This is a genomic window from Gillisia lutea, assembly GCF_021568705.1.
Taxonomy (GTDB): Bacteria; Bacteroidota; Bacteroidia; order Flavobacteriales; family Flavobacteriaceae; genus Gillisia; species Gillisia lutea.
This window is the reverse complement of the sequence record NZ_JAKGTH010000006.1, coordinates 414,819-434,357: the sequence shown is the minus strand read 5'-3', so window position 1 is coordinate 434,357 and position 19,539 is coordinate 414,819. Positions and strand designations below refer to the sequence as shown.

Here is a 19,539-nt window from a genome sequence, read left to right as displayed (position 1 = left end):
TTTCTAAAGTTAATAGTAAATTATCTTTGGAAAGGATTTTTTATTTTTAACCAAAATCACATTTATGGCAACTATATTTTCAAAAATTATAAGCGGAGAACTTCCCGCATATAAAGTAGCTGAAACCGATGAGTTTCTAGCGTTTTTAGATATCAACCCTAACGCCAAAGGGCATACGCTGTGTATACCTAAGCAAGAAGTTAACAAGATCTTCGATCTGGAGAAAGATACATATCAAGGGTTGATGGAGTTCTCTAGAAAAGTGGCGATAGCCTTAGAAAAAACGGTTCCCTGTAAACGCGTGGGGATGGCAGTAATAGGTTTAGAAGTGCCGCATGTACACGTTCATCTTATTCCTTTAAATCAAATGAGTGAAATGGATTTTAGAAACAAGGTAGCTGTTTCAAAAGAAGAGCTTGAAGATCTTACCAAAAGCATTAAAGCCAATTTCTAATGAGTTTTGAAGAGTATAAGTTGAGCTTGGAAATAAGAATTGATTGGAGTGATCTGGACACATACAGCCATGTGAACAATTTGGTTTTTATGCGAATTATGCAGTCTGGAAGAGTCAATTTTTGGGAGGCCACGGGCTTAGCTAAAGATTATGACCAAATGAAAAAAGGGCCTATGCTGGTTTCTACTCATTGCGACTTTAAAAAATCGTTATACTACCCGGGAACGGCAACCATTAAGACGAAGTTGCTGTATATGAAAAATAGCAGTTTTTGCTTAGAGCATGTAATTCTAAATGATAAGGAAGAAGTGTGTGCTGTGGGTAAGGATGTGGCGGTGTGTTTCGATTTCAATTTAGAGAAGACCTATAGAATTCCTGAAGATTTACGGGAAATAATGTCTGGGTATTAGATCTTTTTCAAAGCGATTTGAAAAGTAGTTCCTTTATTTATTTCGCTGCTTAGCACCTTTATTTTGCCATTATGGTATTCTTCAATAATTCTTTTGGCTAAGGAAAGTCCTAAGCCCCAACCGCGTTTTTTAGAGGTGTATCCTGGCTCGAAGATAAGCTGGTGTTTACTTTTAGAGATGCCTTTTCCGGTATCTTTAATATTGATGTAGACCCAGTTGGAATCTTGTTTAAGTTCAAGTTGTAATTCTCCTTTTCCTCGCATGGCATCTATGGCGTTTTTTACCAGATTCTCAATGGTCCAGCTGTATAATGATTCGTTCAAATTAACATAGATGGCAGCTTCTGGAAGCTTAAGGCTAAAATCTATTAAATTAGAACTACGCACTTTTAAATAATCGAAACTTTCCTGGGTAGCTTTAACGATATCCGTTTTTGAAAGTTTGGGCATAGAGCCAATTTTAGAAAACCTGTCGGTGATGGTCTTTAGGCGTTCCACATCTTTTTCAATCTCTTCAATATAAACCTGATTTACATCTTCGGCTTTAAGAATTTCTGTCCAACCTATTAAAGAAGACAAAGGGGTTCCTATTTGATGAGCGGTCTCTTTTGCCATTCCTGCCCATAGCTTATTCTGTTCGCTCGATTTAGTAGTGGTGTAAAAGAAATAGACCACCCCAATGAAAAGAAATATGATAAGTAGGAGAAAAATAGGGTAATATTTGATTTTTGTGAGCAACGGAGAATCTCCGTAATAGATTTTATGAACCCTATTCTTGCTCAGGAACATTTCAATAGGCTCATTCTCGGTTTTGAGTTGAGCCACGTAATTCTTAAGTTTCTCTGGGTCTTTCCTGGTTTCTAAGGGTAAGTTTAAACCATCTATAATATTTCCTTTTTCATCTTCCCAAATAGTTGGAATACTGGTGTTCTTATTTAAGATTTGAAGGGTGAGCTCTATATCGGTATCTTCAGTTGCCTTGTCTAAAAAAGCCTGTGCGGCACTCCATATCTTCATTTTGTCACGCTCATCCTGTTTTAGCCTTTCAAAGAAAATGGAGGTATTCCATAATATTAATCCCACGATTAATAAGGAGGAAATAATAATAAACCAGCGTGTAAAGTTTCTCTCGTAAGAAAAGTTCATGAAACCATATTTAGAAGGTTTTAAAGATAACTAATCTGTGTTAATATTATTGTTGGGATGAGGTTTTTCATTCCTCCCTCTATTCGTTATATTTGTGGAAAATTGTATATGCTCTCAATAGATCCATCTGAAATAAGTACAGGAAAACGTCATCAATATTTACTTGGTGCGGTTGGTCCTAGGCCAATAGCTTTTGCCAGTACTCTAGACGAGGAAGGAAGGCCAAATTTGTCTCCTTTCAGTTTTTTCAATGTATTTAGTGCTAACCCACCAATTCTTGTTTTTTCACCAGCAAGAAGAGGTAGAGACAATACAGTTAAACACACTTTTTTAAATGCTAAGGCCACGAAGGAGGTTGTGATAAACATTGTGAATTACAATATAGTCCAGCAAATGTCACTTTCCAGCACAGAGTATGAAGAAGGTGTAAATGAATTTGAAAAAGCAGGCTTGACCATGTTGAAATCGGATGTTGTAAAGCCATTTAGAGTGGCAGAATCTCCGGTGCAATTTGAGTGTAAGATCAATGAAGTGGTAGAGCTTGGTCAGGAAGGCGGTGCAGGGAATTTGGTGATATGTGAGGTGGTGCGGATGCATTTTGATGAAGCTATTCTCGATGATACCGGCTTTATAGATCAGCATAAAATAGATCTTGTTGCCCGAATGGGTGGGAACTGGTATACCAGAGCCAATATGGGAATGTTTGAAGTTCCTAAACCATTAGCAAGTCTTGGGATAGGAGTTGATAGTATTCCGGAAGAAATAAGAACCAGTAAAGTCTTAACCGGAAATGACTTAGGGAAACTAGGGAATGTTGAAGAGTTGCCATCCCAGGAAGAGATTCAGCTTTTTTTAAAAGAAGAAGCAGCTGCTTTAGAGACGATCAAGTCAAACAGTCTTGAAAAGATTCATCTAAAAGCACAATTATATTTACAGAACGACGAACCGGCGAAAGCCTGGAAATTATTATTAGCAAATAAATAGTAGAATGGAAGTACAAGGTAAAATTAAGATGGTAGGAGAAACCCAAACTTTTGGAAGCAATGGGTTTAGAAAGCGTGAGGTAGTAGTTACTACAGAGGAGCAATATCCTCAACATATCATGATAGAATTTGTTCAGGATAAAACAGATTTACTGAACAATTTCCATGTCGGGCAGCCGGTAAAGATTGGTGTTAACCTAAGAGGGCGCGAGTGGGTGAATCCGCAGGGGGAAACAAAATATTTTAATTCTATCCAGGGTTGGAGAATTGAAAACTTACAGGCAGGAGCACCTGCAGGACAAAATGTACCGCCACCGGCAGATCAATTCGAGCCTGCAAAAGATTTGAATGACGAAGATTTTGATGATCTTCCATTTTAAATAAGAGAGACTTACCGATTTTAAGTAAGAAGATCGGATAATGGAGCTGTTTTGAAAGTTGATATTGGTTAACCTGTTATGGTTCATTCCCAAATCTCAAAAACTTTTAAAACAGCTTTTTTATTTACTGAAGACAAAATTAGTCCTGCATAGTGCATAAAAAATCTTTAAAATATCAATTTCCTTCTGTAGACCAGGCCAATGAAGATGGTTTACTTGCTATTGGCGGTGACCTCTCGGCAGGGAGATTGTTGTATGCCTATAATCACGGAATTTTTCCTTGGTATGATGCTTCACAACCTATTTTATGGTGGAGCCCGGATCCTCGTATGGTTCTTTTTCCGAAGAAATTAAAGGTTTCCAAGAGCATGAAACAATTGCTTAAAAAGGAAACTTTTAAAGTTACCTACAATATAGCTTTCAAAGAGGTGGCGGCCAATTGTGCTACAATAAAAAGAGAAGATCAGGATGGAACGTGGATCACTTCAGAAATGCAGGAAGCTTATTCCAAATTACATACGTTAGGCTCGGTACTCTCGGTAGAAGTATGGCTGGAAGGAGGATTGGTGGGTGGATTGTACGGAGTTTACTTAAAAGAAAAAAAGATTTTTTGTGGTGAGAGCATGTTTTCGAAAGTGAGCAATGCATCTAAATACGGTTTTATAAAACTTGTAGAAAAGCTTAAGGAGGAGGGAGTAAAACTTATAGATTGTCAGGTGTATACCCCGCATTTAGAATCTTTGGGAGCAGAAGAAATTTCTCGAGAAGAATTCTTGAAATTTCTAAAGAGCTAAAGCCTCTTTATTTCATGATAACGGTGACACTCTATTTCGTGGTCGTTAACCATTCCTGTTGCCTGCATATGAGCATAAATCACTGTAGACCCCACAAATTTGAAACCTCTCTTCTTTAGATCTTTGCTAAGTTTATCACTTATCGGGGTGGTGGGAGGAGCTTTTTTATAGTCGGTAATTTCATTGTGAATAGGAGAGTTATCTACAAATTCCCAGATGTATTTACTAAAGGTTCCAAATTCTTGCTGCACCTGCATAAAAGCTTGGGCATTGGTAACAGTAGCCCTAACCTTTAATTTGTTTCGAATAATTCCAGCATCTTGCAGTAGTTCCTGAATCTTTTCTTCTGAATATTCAGCAATCTTTTGGTAGTTGAAATCGTCAAAAGCAGCTCTAAAATTCTCTCTTTTTCTAAGGATTGTTATCCAGCTTAAACCTGCTTGAAAAGTTTCTAAAACTAAAAATTCAAATAGTGTTGCATCATCATATACCGGGACACCCCATTCAGCATCATGATAAGCTTCATAAAGTTGATCTCCCACACACCATCCACAACGTTTTAATTCACTCATAATATTTAAGGTTTAAATTGATAGGTAATGGTGCCGGGTTGGTTGTTTCGGCCGGCTAACCTGCTAAAAATGGCTTGTGATGCGTATTCTAATGCCTGTTCGGTCAAACATTCATTCTGGGATGTAGAACTTCCTTTATTGATGGCTGTTTTTATCACTCGGCCTTCTTCATTAACGCTTATGTTAATAACTATCTTTCCTGCAACATCACAGGTATAGATAGGATTTGGAATATTTATGGCCGTTCTGTCTTTCAGGGAGAATGAAATAGAACTGTTATCTATTCCGCCAGATTTAGTAGAGGTGATTTTAGCAGCATTATTTCCGTCCGATCTTTTTTGCTGGGGCTTTTTTGTAGCTTTTTGAAGTGTATAATCTCCTGAAGCGCCTGAATTTTCTGAAGGTGTACTTTCACTTTGTGATGCACTGTTCTTTTCGAAGATTTCATTTAGCTGCTGATCGAAATTGGTCTCACGAGTTTCCTGGTTTTCATTGAAGGCCTGATGTGTCTTTACTGCTTTAGGTTTTGCAACATTTTCTTCAGCTTTGGGTGCTTCCTGTATAGGCTCTTCAGTTTTAAAACTTTCAAGGTCTACTAATAGTTCCCGTGTCTTACGGTTGTTATTCGATAAATTGAAATTATAAAGCCCTAGCAATAATACTGCAAAGAACAGAAGGGTAATAATAAGAGCTTTGTGTTTGTCAAAAAAATCCATAGAATTAAAACTGCCAGGGTCAGGTATTTATTCTGTGCTTAAGGTAGTAATTTTTCAAAAGTAGGTATATCTATAGCATCGGTAACCTGGTAATTACCAATTTTTGTACGTCTAAGGGTTGAAAGATGTGCCCCGCTTTCAAGCGCTTTCCCAAAATCATTCGCCAAGCTTCTAATATAGGTGCCCTTACTACAAACCACTCTAAAATCTACTTCAGGAAATCGGATATCGGTAATATCGAAAGCCGAAATCTTGATTTTTCTGGAATTGATCTTTACCTCTTCTCCGCTTCTGGCATACTCATAAAGTCTTTTTCCGTCTTTCTTCAATGCTGAAAAAACCGGAGGAACTTGCTCTATCTCTCCAATAAAATTTTTAGTAGCTGCATGTACTTTGTCTTCGGTAATATGCGCAATGTCAAAAGTCTGATCGATTTCGGTTTCCAGATCATAAGATGGAGTAGTTCCACCTAAGGTTATGGTTCCGGTATATTCTTTTATTTGTCCCTGAAGCTCATCAATGGTCTTGGTGAATTTTCCGGTGCAAATTATAAGCAGACCTGTAGCCAACGGATCTAGAGTTCCGGCATGCCCAACCTTGATCTTTTTTATCTTGCAACTTTGTCTTATAAGCCATCTTACCTTATTAACCACCTGAAATGAGGTCCATCCCAAAGGTTTGTCAAAAAGCAGGACTTGACCTTCTTTGAAGTCTTCTACAGTATATTCTCTAGTTTGCATATCCAAAACCTATTGCGATGATTCCTACTATAAAACAGTAAATAGCAAAATATGAAAGTTTGCTTTTTCTAACCAGGGCGATCATCCAGGTGCAGGCTACTAGGCCTGCTAAAAATGCTGCAACAAATCCTATTATTAAGAGAGAGGGAGCTGTGGTGCTTTCGGTAAGATCTCCACTTAAGAGATCTTTGGCTATTTTTCCTAAAATAAGCGGAACGACCATTAAAAAAGAAAATCTTGCAGCTCTGGATTTGTCATTTCCAAGTAATACTGAAGTTGAGATAGTTGCTCCCGATCTTGATATCCCCGGAAGAATCGCAATTGCCTGAGAAACTCCAATTACAAAAGCATTGGTGTAACTAACAGGTTTTCCTGTAAACTTAGCTTTATCTGCAAGCCATAGTAAAAGGGCGGTAATAATTAACATGAAACCTACAAAGAGGATGTTCCCCCCAAAAAGCGATTCTAATTCTTCTTCGAAAAATAGCCCAACGAAAGCTGCGGGGATCATCGATACTATTATTTTGATTGAAAATTGGGTCTCTTCATTCCACCTGAATTGAAGGAGCCCTCCAAGGATCTCCCATACATCTTTTCTAAACACCACAATGGTGCTTAGTGCAGTTGCAAAATGAAGAATTACAGTAAACATTAGAGATTCGCTGGGAATACTGTTATCTCCTAATATTGCTTTCCCAATTTCAAGATGCCCGCTTGAGGAAACAGGTAAAAATTCGGTTAGGCCCTGAATTATTCCAAGGACTACAGCGTCAAATGCGTTCAAATTTGTTATTTTTTATTGGGATTCAGTAAAATGGCATATACTTCTATTCCAAAGCCAAGAAGCACCAAAGCGGGTGCTAAACGTATTCTTCTAAAATTATAGATCTCTGGGTTAAAAACAGTAGGATCGTCGCTACCACCGCCTGCCATAAGAATAAAACCTAATGCAATAACGGCAAGGCCAATAAACATTACTGTATAATTTTTCTTTCCGAAAACAAAATTAAGATCCTGTTTGTGAAAAGGTTTGTTGTTCTTACTCATCTCTATTGGTTTTCATTCGGTTCAAATTGCTTTTGCAATTTAATAATATAACTCGTCTGTCTTTAGGTTTAGGAATCTGGAGGTAGCAAAAAATGTACTTAACCAGGTTATAAAGATTCCCATTAAAAAGATCCCAACGAAAAGACTTATTAATAAACTAGCATCTTTAAGGAGCTCCAGTTCAGGGAAGGTATTATTTATGTAATAAAGTACTACTCCCATTCCAATTAATGCCAGAATAGCCCCGATAATTCCTAGTTTTACGCTTTGCCAGATAAACGGGCGACGTATAAATGTTTTGGTAGCGCCAACCATTTGCATCGTTTTAATAATAAATCGCTTAGAATACACAGCCAGTCTTATGGAGCTGTTAATTAACAGTACAGCAATAAAAGTGAAAACCCCGCTAATTATAAGAATCCAAAGGCTTATTTTTTTGACGTTGTCATTTAATAAAGAGATTAGAGGTTTGTCGTAAACCACTTCATCTACAAAGTTCTTAGAAGTTAGTTCTTCCGCGATCTTATCTATTTGGTCGGGAGAAACATAGTCGGCCTTCATATATACATCAATAGAATTTTGCAGAGGGTTGTATCCCAAAAATTCCATAAAATCCTCTCCAATTTCTTTACTGTGCTCCTCGGCTGCTTCCTCTTTAGAAACAAAGGTGCTGGATTTAGTGTATTCGGCAAGTGCCAGGCTTTTCTTGAGCTGTTCCATTTCAACCTCTTTCGCTGTATCTTTTAAATAAACGGTAAGAGCTATTTGCTCCTTGAAATGATCGGCTACTTTTTTTGTGTTTAGTACTAAAAGTCCCAGTAAACCTAGTAGAAATAGGACAAGAGATATACTAATGACTACAGAAAAATAAGACGAGATTAGTCGTCGTTTTTGATACCTTTCAAAAGATGTACTCATAAAGTGGCTTCAGATTTTGTGTAAAAATAAGAAAGTAAATGATTTCGTTTCTTTAAAACGCTCAAAGTTTCTAATTTATTCTTATTGCTTTAATTTAGATGAAAATTTTACAGATGCAAATACTAATTTACGGAATTGGAGGCATAGGCGGATATTTTGGAGGTCGTATAGCAAAGGTGGGGTATAACGTGAGTATGATCGCCAGAGGGACACATTTGGAAGCTATCAAAAAGCATGGATTACAGGTGCAAAGTATCAATGGTGATTTCACCGTTCATCCCGGTCTTGTAACTAGCAATATAGAGGAAGTACCACAACCCGATCTCGTTATTTTAGGAGTGAAATCCTGGCAAATAGAAGAGGTGGCAAAAAAGCTCAAACCTATTCTTAAAAAAGATTCTATCGTCCTTCCCTTGCAAAATGGAGCCGACAATGCCGAAAAATTACAGAAGATCTTACCTTCGCAAAATGTGTTAGCCGGACTATGTCGCATTGTAAGTTTCGTTGAAGCTCCCGGGAAAATAAAACATCCTTCTTTTAATCCTAGCATTACTTTTGGGGAACTGGACAATTCGAGATCTAAAAGGGTACTGGATTTAAAAGCACTGTTTAATAAAGCTGAGATCGAAAACATTATTCCGGATAATATCCACATGGAGATCTGGAAAAAATTCCTTTTTATAAGCATGATAAGTGCCTTGGGAGGTTTAACCAGAGTTTCGCTAGACATCATTAGAAATAGAGAGTACCTGAGAGGGCTTATGGAAAAAACAGGATTGGAAATTATTGCCGTGGCAGATGCTAAGGGTATCAATCTATCTACAGAACATTTAAAAATGGCTTTCGAAGCACTAGATAAACAACCTGCAGGAACTACCGCTTCCACTCAGCGCGATATCATGGCTGGAAAACCTTCAGAATTAGAAAATTTTAATGGTTACATTGTTAGGCAAGGTAAGTCCCTTAATGTTCCAACCCCAATAAATACATTTATTTACGAGTGTCTACTTCCTATGGAAATTGAAGCTAGAAAAGCCTAATATTCTAATGCCTTATGCTTATTATAAGAAGTTTAAAATTGTAAATTTGCGCGCAGTATACCTATTTTAGGTATAATTGTACGCCTTTTTTACAGAAGGTTCACATTCCTATTTTTTCAGAAAAACAAAAAAATGAGTTACCACTTTAACGAGATTGAAGCCAAATGGCAAAAGTACTGGGCAGAGAACCAGACTTTTAAAGCCAGCAACAGCAGTGATAAACCTAAATTTTATGTATTAGATATGTTTCCTTATCCTTCTGGGGCGGGGCTGCATGTGGGGCATCCTTTAGGTTATATCGCCAGCGATATTTATGCACGTTTCAAGCGTCATAAAGGTTTCAATGTGTTACACCCTCAGGGATACGATAGTTTCGGGTTACCTGCAGAACAATATGCTATTCAAACGGGACAACATCCTGCTATTACTACCGAAGAGAATATTGCGCGTTATAGACAACAGCTCGACCAAATAGGATTTTCATTCGATTGGAGCAGGGAAGTACGCACAAGCGACCCTGAATATTATAAATGGACCCAATGGATCTTTATTCAGCTATTTGAATCCTGGTATGATAAAGATGCAGATAAAGCTCGCTCTATCTCTGAATTAGAGATCATTTTTTCTAAAGAAGGAAATGAAAAAGTGAATGTTGCATGTGATGATGATCTTGAAATATTTAGCGCAGCACAGTGGAACTCTTTCTCTGCGGAAGAAAAACAGCAGCTATTACTAAAATATAGACTAACCTATTTAGCCGAAACTGAAGTGAACTGGTGCCCGGAGTTGGGAACAGTTTTGGCAAATGATGAAATAGTGAATGGGGTTTCTGAGCGTGGTGGCTATCCTGTAGTACGCAAGAAAATGACCCAATGGAGCATGCGAATCTCTGCGTATGCCGAAAGGTTATTACAAGGTCTTGAAGGGATTGATTGGAGTGAGAGTTTAAAAGAAAGTCAGCGTAACTGGATCGGGAAATCGGTGGGAGCAATGGTGAAGTTCAAAGAACAAAGTACCGGCGCAGACATTAGTGTTTTTACCACGCGTCCTGATACCATATTTGGTGTTACTTTCATGACACTAGCCCCTGAGCATGAACTGGTAGAAAAAATTACTACTCCTCAGCAAAAAGAAGAAGTTGAAGCATATATTAAAAAGAGTGCAAAACGAAGTGAGCGTGAACGAATGGCCGATGTTAAGACCATAAGCGGGGTTTTTACAGGAGCGTATGCAGAGCATCCTTTTACTAAGGAGCCTGTACCAATTTGGATTGGAGATTATGTGTTGGCGGGTTACGGGACAGGAGCTGTAATGGCCGTGCCTTGCGGAGATCAGCGTGATTACGATTTCGCCAAACATTTTAATATTCCTATTAAGAACATCTTTGAAAATATAGATATTTCAGAAGAAGCTTTTTCAGGAAAAGATGGAACTATAATAGCAGATTCCGATTTCTTGAGCGGACTTCCATATAAAGAGGCTTTAAGAAAATCTATTGAAGAACTTGAGAATATAAATAGAGGAAAAGGCAAGACCAATTACCGTTTGCGGGATGCAGTTTTCTCTCGTCAGCGATATTGGGGAGAACCTTTCCCGGTATATTATGTAGATGGTTTACCGCAAATGATAGACAAAGAACATCTACCACTTAGATTACCCGAGGTAGAAAAATACTTGCCAACCGAAGAAGGAGAACCACCGTTGGGAAGAGCAAAGAACTGGTTATGGAACTCTAAAACCAACCAGATAGTGGGAGAAGAAGAACAGGGAGAAGGAGTGTATCCATTAGAGCTTAACACCATGCCTGGATGGGCAGGAAGTTCGTGGTACTTCTTTAGATATATGGACTCTCAGAATGATGAGGTATTTGTTTCAAAAGAAGCACAAGATTACTGGGAGAATGTAGATTTATACATTGGAGGAAGCGAGCACGCAACGGGCCATTTGTTATATGCCAGATTCTGGACAAAATTCCTGAAAGACCGTGAATTTGTAAATGTGGAAGAGCCTTTCAAAAAGCTGATCAATCAGGGGATGATATTAGGGACCAGCGCATTTGTATATAGGCTGGAAGGAGAGAATAAATTCATTTCCAAAAATCTTATTACCAATGAAAAAGTGCAGCCTATCCATGCCGATGTTTCCTTTGTAAATGCTTCGGAAGAACTTGATATTGAAGCCTTCAAGAATTGGAGAGCCGATTATAAAGATGCCGAATTTATTACCGACGAAAATGGGAAATACATCGTTGGGAGAGAGGTTGAAAAGATGTCGAAATCTAAATATAATGTGGTAAATCCTGATGAGATTGGGCAGCAATATGGGTCGGACAGCTTGCGCTTATACGAAATGTTCCTTGGGCCTTTAGAACAGGCTAAGCCCTGGAATACTGCCGGTATCACCGGGGTGCACAGCTTCCTAAAAAAATTATGGAAACTCTATCATAATGGGGATGTTTTCGAGGTTTCAGAAGAAAAACCTTCAGCCGATTCCTTAAAAACTTTACATAAGACCATTAAAAAAGTGACAGAAGATATTGAGGCTTTTAGCTTTAATACGTCGGTTTCTAACTTCATGATTTGTGTGAATGAGCTTGGGGCTCAAAAATGCAATCAGCGTGAGATATTGGAGCCTTTAGCAGTTTTAATAGCGCCTTATGCTCCACACATTGCAGAAGAGCTTTGGAATAAGTTAGGGCACAAAGAATCTATATCTACAGCTACTTACCCTATATGTGAAGAGAAATATTTAGTGGAAAGTACTAAGCAATATCCGGTATCTTTTAATGGTAAGATGAGGTTTACGTTAGAACTGCCGCTAGATATGAGCAAGGAAGAGATCGAAAAGACCGTGATGGCCGATGAAAGAACTCAAAAGCAGCTAGATGGAAGAACTCCCAAAAAAGTGATCATTGTACCAGGAAAGATCGTAAATATTGTAGGCTAACATTCGCAAAGCTTTTAACTATATTTGAATTATGGAAACTCTTTTTATAGGACTTGCCGCGGGCGCCATTCTGGCTTATTTCATATTTGCTTGGTTTAATAAGAGCCGTAGTAAGAGTAGGGCCGATGAACAATCGGTGATCCTGATGGATAAAATAAAGAGCGTTTGCAAATTCATCACAGTAGAAGGTGATTTTTCTGAGATCTATCATTACGAGAATCTAAAGGAGAAATATGTGAGTCTGATCTTTGGTAAAAAGAAAGCCATTGTTCTAATTACGGCTAAGGCACACATAGGTTTCGACTTAAGTAAGATTAGAATGGATAGCGATACAGAGGCCAAGAAGATCATTTTAACCAATTTTCCTGAACCCGAATTACTTACCGTAGAAACCGATTTTAAATATTATGATAAGCGGGAAGGCTGGGCAAATCCCTTTACTACATCCGATCTTACCGATATAAACAGAGATGCTAAAAAGCATATTGTAGATAAGATCCCTAAAAGTGGTCTTATAGAAAAAGCCAGAGGAGAAGCTTTGAGCACAATCCTTCTTATTGAAAAGATCGTAGAGACCATTGGGTGGAAACTGGATTATACCGCTTTGGAGGTGGCTTCAGGAGAAATGAAGAAAATAGAATCAACCGAGTAATATATTATTTAACCAATACGATTAAACGTTTAATGCCTATTAATTAATTTATATGAAAAACAAAACATACCTCATTCTTATAACCATAGTTTCCGCTCTCGGGGGCTTGTTGTTTGGATATGATACAGGAGTAATAAATGGTTCCCAATATTATTTTAGTCAGTATTTCGACTTAGATGCGGGAATGAAAGGATGGGTAGTAGGAAGCGCATTATTAGGTTGTTTTGTGGGGGCTATTGTTGCCGGGCCTTTAAGCTCAGCTATTGGTAGAAAATACTCTCTTATTATTTCATCTATTTTATTTTCATTATCTGCCTGGGGTTCTGGGTTGCCGGAGTTCTTACCGCAGTCGGTTTCATTATTGGTGGTATTTAGAATATTAGGAGGATTAGGAATTGGAATCGCGTCTATGAATGCGCCTACCTATATCGCCGAGATCGCTCCTGCAAAAATTAGAGGAACCTTAGTGAGTTACTATCAGCTAGCTATCGTACTTGGTTTCTTTTTAGTGTTCCTGGTTACCTATTTTATTGGAAATAGTGCCACCGAGGCTGAAAACATTCAAAATGGATGGAGGTATATGTTATGGTCAGAATTAGTGCCAAGCATGCTTTTTCTTGTGCTATTGTTATTTGTGCCTAAGAGTCCGCGTTGGTTGGCTATGAAAGGTTCAAAATCTAAGGCTTTAGGAGTTTTGGCTAGAATTCATGGAGAAGACATTGCCCAATTGGAATTCAAAGAAATCGAAAAATCTCTTGAAAAAGATAGATCGAAATCAAAAGTGAACATCTTTGCAAAAGGAATCTTCTCGATAATTGTGATTGGAACCGTGCTTTCGGTATTGCAGCAATTTACAGGAATAAATGCCGTATTGTATTATGGTGCAGATATCTTTGAGCAGGCACTAGGTTTTGGAAAAGATGATATCCTGCAACAGCAAGTGCTATTAGCCGGAATCAACCTGATTTTCACCTTTGTGGCTATGGCAACGGTAGACAGGTTGGGTAGAAAGCCGTTACTTTATATAGGTTCTGTGGGGATGACCGTAGGATTTGTCTTGTTAGGGGTGACCTTAATGACAGATTCTGTTGGGATCTTATCGTTAATAGGTGTGTTGTTATTTATCGCATCTTTTGCAATGTCTATGGGGCCTGTGGTTTGGGTGATCTTATCTGAAATGTTCCCTAATAATATTAGAAGTGCAGCCATGTCTATTGCGGTGGCAGCACAGTGGGCGGCGAATTACGTTGTAACCCAATCTTTTCCTGTGGTTGCAGAAAGCGAAATGAATAATGGAGATTTCTGGAACGGTTCTCTTCCGTATTTCATCTTTTCAGCCTTTATTATCGGGATCATCTTCTTCACCATGAAATATATTCCTGAAACTAAAGGCAAGTCATTGGAAGAATTAGAAAACATGTGGGATATTCCTGAGGATTTGAAAGAAGTTTAGATATTTACTTTCACTTGCTTATTTAAAATGAAACCTGAATTAGTTGCTAGTTCAGGTTTCGTTTTTCTATAAAGAAGCGTTTTAATAAAGAAGAAGTTTCTTCTTCCATAATGCCGCTGGTAACTTTAGTTTTTGGGTGCAACTTCGTACCCATCTTTCTGTAGCCACGCTCATGATCGGTCGCTGCAAATACCAGTTTGGATAACTGACTCCAGTAAAGTGCCCCGGCACACATTTGGCAGGGTTCGAGGGTAACATACATTGTACAGTCCTTTAAATATTTCCCCCCTAAAAAGTTTGCGGCTGCAGTAATTGCCTGCATCTCGGCATGTGCAGTAACGTCATGTAACATCTCGGTAAGATTATGACCTCGGGCGATAATCCGGTTATCAATTACCACTACTACTCCTACCGGAATTTCTCCTTTTTCGAATGCGAGTTCAGCTTCCTGTAAAGCCTTCCGCATAAAATAGCTGTCGTCAAAAATTAATTGCATCTTCAAAAATACAATTTCAAAATGTACCTTTGCTTTCCATGGCAAAAAGTATTCTAAATAAAATAGATTCTCCTAAAGATCTACGTAAACTTTCTATTGAAGAGCTACCAATTCTCGCAGTCGAATTACGCAAATTCATTATTGATATTGTAGCGGCTAAAGAAGGACATCTGGGAGCCAGTTTAGGAGTGGTGGAACTCACCATTGCACTACATTATATTTTTAATACTCCTGATGATTTATTAGTTTGGGATGTTGGGCATCAAGCCTACGGGCATAAGATCCTGACGGGAAGACGCGATAGATTTGATACCAACAGGCAGCTTAATGGCTTGAGCGGTTTTCCTAAGCGGGAAGAAAGCGAATATGATACTTTTGGGGTTGGGCATTCATCAACTTCAATCTCGGCTGCCTTAGGAATGGCATTAGCCTCTAACTTAAAAGGTGAATTTAAGAAACAACATATTGCTGTAATTGGAGATGCATCCATTGCCAGTGGGATGGCTTTTGAAGGTTTGAACCATGCCGGGGTGACCAATGCAAACTTGCTGGTAGTTCTAAATGACAACGCCATTGGTATCGACCCTAGTGTTGGGGCCTTAAAACAATATCTTACAAAGGCGAAAGTAGGCCACAAGCCTTCGCAGGATAATATTATTGAAGCGCTTAATTTTAACTATTTTGGCCCGGTAGACGGTCATGATATTGAGAGCCTATTGAAAATCTTCACAGAGCTGAAGGAGATTAGCGGCCCAAAATTCTTACATGTGATTACTACCAAGGGAAAAGGCTTAAAAAAGGCTGAAGAAGACCAAGTGAAGTATCATGCCCCGGGAAAATTCAAACCAGATACGGGGGAGTTGCTTGCTTATGATACCGACGGACTTCCTTTAAAATATCAGGATGTGTTCGGACTCACTTTAGTAGAGTTAGCTGAAAAAAATGAGAGGATCATAGGGATTACCCCCGCTATGCCCACAGGTAGTTCCCTTAAATATATGATGAAAGCCTTTCCCGCTAGAGCTTTTGATGTTGGGATTGCCGAGCAGCATGCTGTAACACTTTCAGCAGGAATGGCAACCCAGGGATTTAAGATATTTTGTAATATCTATTCTACTTTTCTGCAGCGGGCTTACGATCAGGTTATTCATGATGTTGCGCTTCAAAATCTACCGGTGATATTTTGTTTAGACAGAGCCGGTCTTGTAGGTGAAGACGGGGCAACACATCATGGGGTATTCGATATGGCTTATTTGCGTTGTATTCCCAATATGATGATCGCAGCCCCGAGTGATGAAGTTCAACTTCGAAATTTACTCTACACCGCCCAACTGGAATTAAGTGGGCCTCTTGGAATTCGTTATCCCAGAGGTAGGGGAATACGAGTAGACTGGAAACAGAATTTCCAGAAAGTGGAATATGGAAAAGGTGCTAAGTTGAAAGATGGAAGTGAGGTTGCCGTAATAAGCATTGGTAGTATTGCTAAAAATGTGAAGGAGGCTATTAAATTGCTTGAAGAGCCTGAAAAGGTGGCTCATTATGATGCTATATTCGTAAAACCTTTAGATGAAGAATTGCTTCACGGAGTTTTTAAAAAGTTCGAAAAAATTATAACGATTGAAGATGGAGTGGTAACCGGAGGATTCGGTTCGGCAGTGCTGGAATTTGCCGCTTCCCATCAATATCATGCTGATTTTGAATGTTTAGGAGTGCCCGACAGCTTTATTGAGCACGGAACTTTAGAAGAATTATATGAAATTTCAAAAATTGACGTTAAAAGTATATTAAAAGTAATAAATTACAAGCTTAAATAAATCTTCCTGCCTATCCACAAATATTTTTAAGTACATGCAGCATTTAAAATTACTCATCGTCCTCTTTTTAATTATCAATTTCTCTGTTTCTGCATCAGAGTATAAAATAAATAGAGTCGTAACCGATACCACTTCGGCTGATACTACCATGATGGCAAACCAGGAAGTGCTTATTTTATGGACATCGAAGAATGCGGTAGGAGTTACTTTGAATGAGGTGGCTTTTGTGAACTGGAATTCAGGAGGAAATAATTCCGTTTCTGCATTATTTCATGGAAATTTTGAACGTAAATATAAAAAGAAACTGCTTTCCTGGAAAAATGACGCATCTATAAGGTTTGGTTTAAATGCCGAACAGGGAAGGGAATTAAGAAAAACCGAAGATGCCGTAACTTTCAATTCTACATTTGGGTATAGAAGAGATTCTACTTCTAACTTCAGATATTCGGCAAAATTCAATTTTAAGACCCAATTTGCAAATGGGTATAAATATCCCGAAACCAAAAAACCTATCTCCAAATTCATGGCGCCGGCCTATGCTTTTTTAGGGATTGGAACTGAATATACCGACCCTAAGGAAGATCTTACAGTATATGTATCTCCTGTTACCCAAAAGTCCACTTTTGTATTAGATCAAACTTTGGCCAATGAAGGGATGTTTGGGGTAACACCTGCTATAAAGAATGATGAAGGAGTTATTATTGAAGATGGAGAAAGCGTGCGCACAGAGTTTGGATTTTTAGTTACCAGCGGATTTTCTAAAGAAATCTTCGATAATGTGAATATTGATAACCAGTTGAGCTTCTATTCAGATTATTTGAACAAGTTCGGAAATGTAGATGTAGACTGGGAATTGAATCTTAACCTAGTTGTTAACGACTTTGTAAAGGCGAATATTGGCTCTCATCTAAAATATGATGACGATGTTAAGTTTAAGGAAGATACCAATGGAGATGGCACCTTAGAGACTTTGGGGCCAAAAGTGCAGTTCAAGCAGATGCTGGGTGTAGGTGTGGTTTATCAGTTCTAATACCAGATTTATATTTTATCCTTTAATTAGTCCAGACTATCTATTTCTGGATGGTGTGTAATTTGGAAATTACAAGAATTGGCTATAAAACACATTTTATTAGCCTCTTCATGCAGCTCATAGGCTTTTTGTATCATCTCTCTTTTTTCAACTTTCACTAGTGGGTATAAACTAACTTCTTTGAATTTTCCACTTCCATTTATGTCCTCTTCCATTACTCCGGTAGCCGAATCGGTGTAATTGATCACAATAATTTTGTTCACTGCACAAAGATGCAGGTACCATAACATATGACAGGAGGAAATTGAAGAAACCAATAATTCTTCGGGGTTATAACAGGAGGGCTCTCCTCGAAAAGCGGGATCGGAAGAGCCTAGAATATCGTGTAATTTGTGGCTGGCAGAAATCTTGTGAGCTCTACTAAATTCTGAGTAACCTGCCGTGCCTTTTCCCAGATTACCTGTCCATTCCATATTTACAGAATAGCGATGTTGTTTCATGATCTACGTTTTTGAATTATAACCTCAGTCCTTTATATTTTTCAAAAGAAGCAACGGTAATTCCGTCGGTAAGAGAAGCGGTGTAAGAGCATATTTGAAGCAATGTCTGGTATACCGATTGTTCTTCGGGAATGTTCAGTTTAGGAGCCGATCTTTTTACCAGTATGTTAAAGTTGGAATCGGGCAGATCGCCTTCTGGAAGGAAGGCATGGGTGTAGGTGTCCAGCAAATGTGACAACATTTTATAACCCGCGATCTCTTTATCGATAACCTCTTCACTTTGGTAGATTCGCTCTACACTTATTTTTATGATATCTTTTATTTGAGCTTCATAGCTGCTTTTATCGAATAAAGATTCATGGAACTCGCCTGCAAGGATAGCTTCTTCATTGTGTAAGAATAATTCTACTGCCTCAGTAATCAGGGTGTTTATGGCTAAAGCTCGTAAGTAGCTTAACCTGTCGGCAGTATTGGTAAGGGAATTATATTTAGCGGTATTAATGCTGTTCTTTACCAGTTTGATGAGGTATTCAAGAGCGTATTCTTCATTTATAAGCCCCAGATTGATGCCGTCTTCAAAATCGATAATGGTATAGCAAATATCATCAGCGGCCTCTACAAGAAAAGCTAAAGGATGTCTTGAATAGGCGATATGGTCACCAGAGCGTACTTGCTTTAAGCCTAGTTCTGCAGCAATATCTTCAAAGATGTCTTTTTCATTCTGAAAAAAACCGAACTTCTTATCTCCAATATTTCTTGTGGGTTTGTGAGGAAGCGATTCTTTTGGATATTTCATGAAAGCGCCTAAGGTGGCAAACGATAAACGGAGTCCGCCGGAAATCCCCGGGCGATTCTCTGTTAAAATCTTGAAGCCATTGGCATTTCCTTCAAACTTGATGAGATCTTGATATTGGGCAGGGGTTAGCTGTTCTTTAAAGCGTTTCCCATTACCAATGCTAAAGTACTCTCCTATAGCTTTTTCTCCCGAATGGCCAAAGGGCGGATTTCCAATATCGTGGGCAAGGGCTGCAGCGGCCACAATGGCTCCAAAATCATTCATTTGATACCCGTGAATGGTTTTTAAATGTGGGTGCTTTTCAAGGATTTTTTGTCCTGCAAGTCTTCCTAACGACCTTCCCACCACCGATACTTCCAAACTATGAGTAAGGCGCGTATGCACAAAATCGGTTTTTGAAAGCGGGATGACCTGTGTTTTATCTTGTAGACTTCTAAAGGCTGAGGAGAAGATAATCCTGTCGTAATCTACTTCAAAGCCTAATCGGGTTTCGTTTTGTTCTTTTCTAAGTCGTTTATTCTTGTCTCCATATCGTTTTAAGGAAAGGAGTTGTTCCCAGTTCATCATATCGTGTTACTTGCGTTAGGGATGGAGCGATTTGCTTGAGCTCTTTAAAAACCATTTAGGGGTTTTTAAAAGCGAGTCGCGAGAGC

The 19,539-nt window shown here is 38.6% G+C and carries 21 protein-coding genes; 11 read left to right on the top strand and 10 right to left on the bottom strand.

Going from position 1 to position 19,539, the window contains the following annotated elements:
* The first annotated feature begins 64 nt into the window (after positions 1 to 64).
* Together L1I30_RS01975 and L1I30_RS01970 are read left to right on the top strand one after the other, a co-directional pair.
* The gene (locus L1I30_RS01975; RefSeq protein WP_236132569.1) at positions 65 to 454 is read left to right on the top strand and encodes an HIT family protein; all 390 of its coding nucleotides are present in this window, start codon (positions 65 to 67) and stop codon (positions 452 to 454) included.
* Positions 454 to 864, top strand: coding sequence for an acyl-CoA thioesterase (locus L1I30_RS01970; RefSeq protein ID WP_236132568.1), 411 nt, complete (start codon positions 454 to 456; stop codon positions 862 to 864). The genes L1I30_RS01975 and L1I30_RS01970 overlap by 1 nt, the downstream gene beginning before the upstream one ends.
* Here L1I30_RS01970 and L1I30_RS01965 read toward each other — a convergent pair.
* Positions 861 to 2,009 carry a sensor histidine kinase gene (locus tag L1I30_RS01965; protein WP_236132567.1) on the bottom strand — a complete coding sequence of 383 codons (1,149 nt, stop codon included), beginning with the start codon at positions 2,007 to 2,009 and terminating at the stop codon, positions 861 to 863. The genes L1I30_RS01970 and L1I30_RS01965 overlap by 4 nt on opposite strands.
* 108 nt (positions 2,010 to 2,117) lie before the next feature.
* Between L1I30_RS01965 and L1I30_RS01960 the strand changes: the two genes are divergently transcribed.
* The 3 genes from L1I30_RS01960 to aat all read left to right on the top strand — a co-directional run bounded on the left by L1I30_RS01960 (position 2,118) and on the right by aat (position 4,166).
* The gene (locus tag L1I30_RS01960; RefSeq protein ID WP_236133043.1) at positions 2,118 to 2,993 is read left to right on the top strand and encodes a flavin reductase family protein; all 876 of its coding nucleotides are present in this window, start codon (positions 2,118 to 2,120) and stop codon (positions 2,991 to 2,993) included.
* A gap of 4 nt (positions 2,994 to 2,997) precedes the next feature.
* Positions 2,998 to 3,372, top strand: a complete 375-nt coding sequence (locus tag L1I30_RS01955) for a DUF3127 domain-containing protein (protein ID WP_236132566.1) — start codon at positions 2,998 to 3,000, stop codon at positions 3,370 to 3,372.
* Positions 3,373 to 3,524: 152 nt separating this feature from the next.
* Complete coding sequence (aat, locus tag L1I30_RS01950; protein WP_236132565.1) at positions 3,525 to 4,166, top strand: leucyl/phenylalanyl-tRNA--protein transferase; 642 nt, start codon at positions 3,525 to 3,527, stop codon at positions 4,164 to 4,166.
* Here the strand turns inward: aat and L1I30_RS01945 are convergent.
* From L1I30_RS01945 to L1I30_RS01920, 6 genes are read right to left on the bottom strand one after another with little or no spacing between them, the layout of a single operon-like run.
* Positions 4,163 to 4,738 carry a DNA-3-methyladenine glycosylase I gene (locus tag L1I30_RS01945; protein WP_236132564.1) on the bottom strand — a complete coding sequence of 192 codons (576 nt, stop codon included), beginning with the start codon at positions 4,736 to 4,738 and terminating at the stop codon, positions 4,163 to 4,165. The two genes, aat and L1I30_RS01945, sit on opposite strands and share 4 nt — an antisense overlap.
* A 5-nt stretch (positions 4,739 to 4,743) precedes the next feature.
* The gene (locus L1I30_RS01940; protein ID WP_236132563.1) at positions 4,744 to 5,454 is read right to left on the bottom strand and encodes an energy transducer TonB; all 711 of its coding nucleotides are present in this window, start codon (positions 5,452 to 5,454) and stop codon (positions 4,744 to 4,746) included.
* A 38-nt stretch (positions 5,455 to 5,492) separates the two neighbouring features.
* The gene (gene truB, locus L1I30_RS01935; protein ID WP_236132562.1) at positions 5,493 to 6,194 is read right to left on the bottom strand and encodes a tRNA pseudouridine(55) synthase TruB; all 702 of its coding nucleotides are present in this window, start codon (positions 6,192 to 6,194) and stop codon (positions 5,493 to 5,495) included.
* A complete protein-coding gene (locus L1I30_RS01930) occupies positions 6,184 to 6,978 on the bottom strand; it encodes an undecaprenyl-diphosphate phosphatase (RefSeq protein WP_236132561.1) in 795 nt (264 codons plus the stop codon). The genes truB and L1I30_RS01930 overlap by 11 nt, the downstream gene beginning before the upstream one ends.
* A gap of 5 nt (positions 6,979 to 6,983) precedes the next feature.
* The gene (locus tag L1I30_RS01925; protein WP_236132560.1) at positions 6,984 to 7,241 is read right to left on the bottom strand and encodes a DUF3098 domain-containing protein; all 258 of its coding nucleotides are present in this window, start codon (positions 7,239 to 7,241) and stop codon (positions 6,984 to 6,986) included.
* A 39-nt stretch (positions 7,242 to 7,280) separates the two neighbouring features.
* Positions 7,281 to 8,159 carry a cell division protein FtsX gene (locus L1I30_RS01920; RefSeq protein ID WP_236132559.1) on the bottom strand — a complete coding sequence of 293 codons (879 nt, stop codon included), beginning with the start codon at positions 8,157 to 8,159 and terminating at the stop codon, positions 7,281 to 7,283.
* Positions 8,160 to 8,272: 113 nt separating this feature from the next.
* Between L1I30_RS01920 and L1I30_RS01915 the strand changes: the two genes are divergently transcribed.
* The 4 genes from L1I30_RS01915 (at position 8,273) to L1I30_RS01900 (ending at position 14,250) form a co-directional block, all read left to right on the top strand.
* Positions 8,273 to 9,199 (top strand): ketopantoate reductase family protein, encoded by a 927-nt coding sequence (locus L1I30_RS01915; RefSeq protein WP_236132558.1) that lies wholly within the window; start codon positions 8,273 to 8,275, stop codon positions 9,197 to 9,199.
* A 132-nt stretch (positions 9,200 to 9,331) separates the two neighbouring features.
* Complete coding sequence (gene leuS, locus L1I30_RS01910; RefSeq protein ID WP_236132557.1) at positions 9,332 to 12,145, top strand: leucine--tRNA ligase; 2,814 nt, start codon at positions 9,332 to 9,334, stop codon at positions 12,143 to 12,145.
* Positions 12,146 to 12,176: 31 nt separating this feature from the next.
* The gene (locus L1I30_RS01905) at positions 12,177 to 12,797 is read left to right on the top strand and encodes a DUF4230 domain-containing protein (protein WP_236132556.1); all 621 of its coding nucleotides are present in this window, start codon (positions 12,177 to 12,179) and stop codon (positions 12,795 to 12,797) included.
* Positions 12,798 to 12,849: 52 nt separating this feature from the next.
* Positions 12,850 to 14,250 carry a sugar porter family MFS transporter gene (locus L1I30_RS01900; RefSeq protein WP_236132555.1) on the top strand — a complete coding sequence of 467 codons (1,401 nt, stop codon included), beginning with the start codon at positions 12,850 to 12,852 and terminating at the stop codon, positions 14,248 to 14,250.
* Between the two features lie 46 nt (positions 14,251 to 14,296).
* On the opposite strand, the gene L1I30_RS01895 is transcribed toward L1I30_RS01900, so the two are convergent.
* Positions 14,297 to 14,746 carry a nucleoside deaminase gene (locus tag L1I30_RS01895; protein ID WP_236132554.1) on the bottom strand — a complete coding sequence of 150 codons (450 nt, stop codon included), beginning with the start codon at positions 14,744 to 14,746 and terminating at the stop codon, positions 14,297 to 14,299.
* A gap of 38 nt (positions 14,747 to 14,784) precedes the next feature.
* On the opposite strand from L1I30_RS01895, the gene L1I30_RS01890 reads away from it, so the two are divergent.
* Complete coding sequence (locus L1I30_RS01890) at positions 14,785 to 16,560, top strand: 1-deoxy-D-xylulose-5-phosphate synthase (RefSeq protein ID WP_236132553.1); 1,776 nt, start codon at positions 14,785 to 14,787, stop codon at positions 16,558 to 16,560.
* 34 nt (positions 16,561 to 16,594) lie between these two features.
* The gene (locus tag L1I30_RS01885) at positions 16,595 to 17,590 is read left to right on the top strand and encodes a DUF3078 domain-containing protein (RefSeq protein WP_236132552.1); all 996 of its coding nucleotides are present in this window, start codon (positions 16,595 to 16,597) and stop codon (positions 17,588 to 17,590) included.
* Positions 17,591 to 17,616: 26 nt separating this feature from the next.
* On the opposite strand, the gene L1I30_RS01880 is transcribed toward L1I30_RS01885, so the two are convergent.
* Both L1I30_RS01880 and dgt read right to left on the bottom strand, forming a co-directional pair.
* Positions 17,617 to 18,090, bottom strand: coding sequence for an OsmC family protein (locus tag L1I30_RS01880; RefSeq protein WP_236132551.1), 474 nt, complete (start codon positions 18,088 to 18,090; stop codon positions 17,617 to 17,619).
* A 16-nt stretch (positions 18,091 to 18,106) separates the two neighbouring features.
* Complete coding sequence (gene dgt, locus L1I30_RS01875; protein WP_236133042.1) at positions 18,107 to 19,450, bottom strand: dGTP triphosphohydrolase; 1,344 nt, start codon at positions 19,448 to 19,450, stop codon at positions 18,107 to 18,109.
* Positions 19,451 to 19,539: the final 89 nt, after the last annotated feature.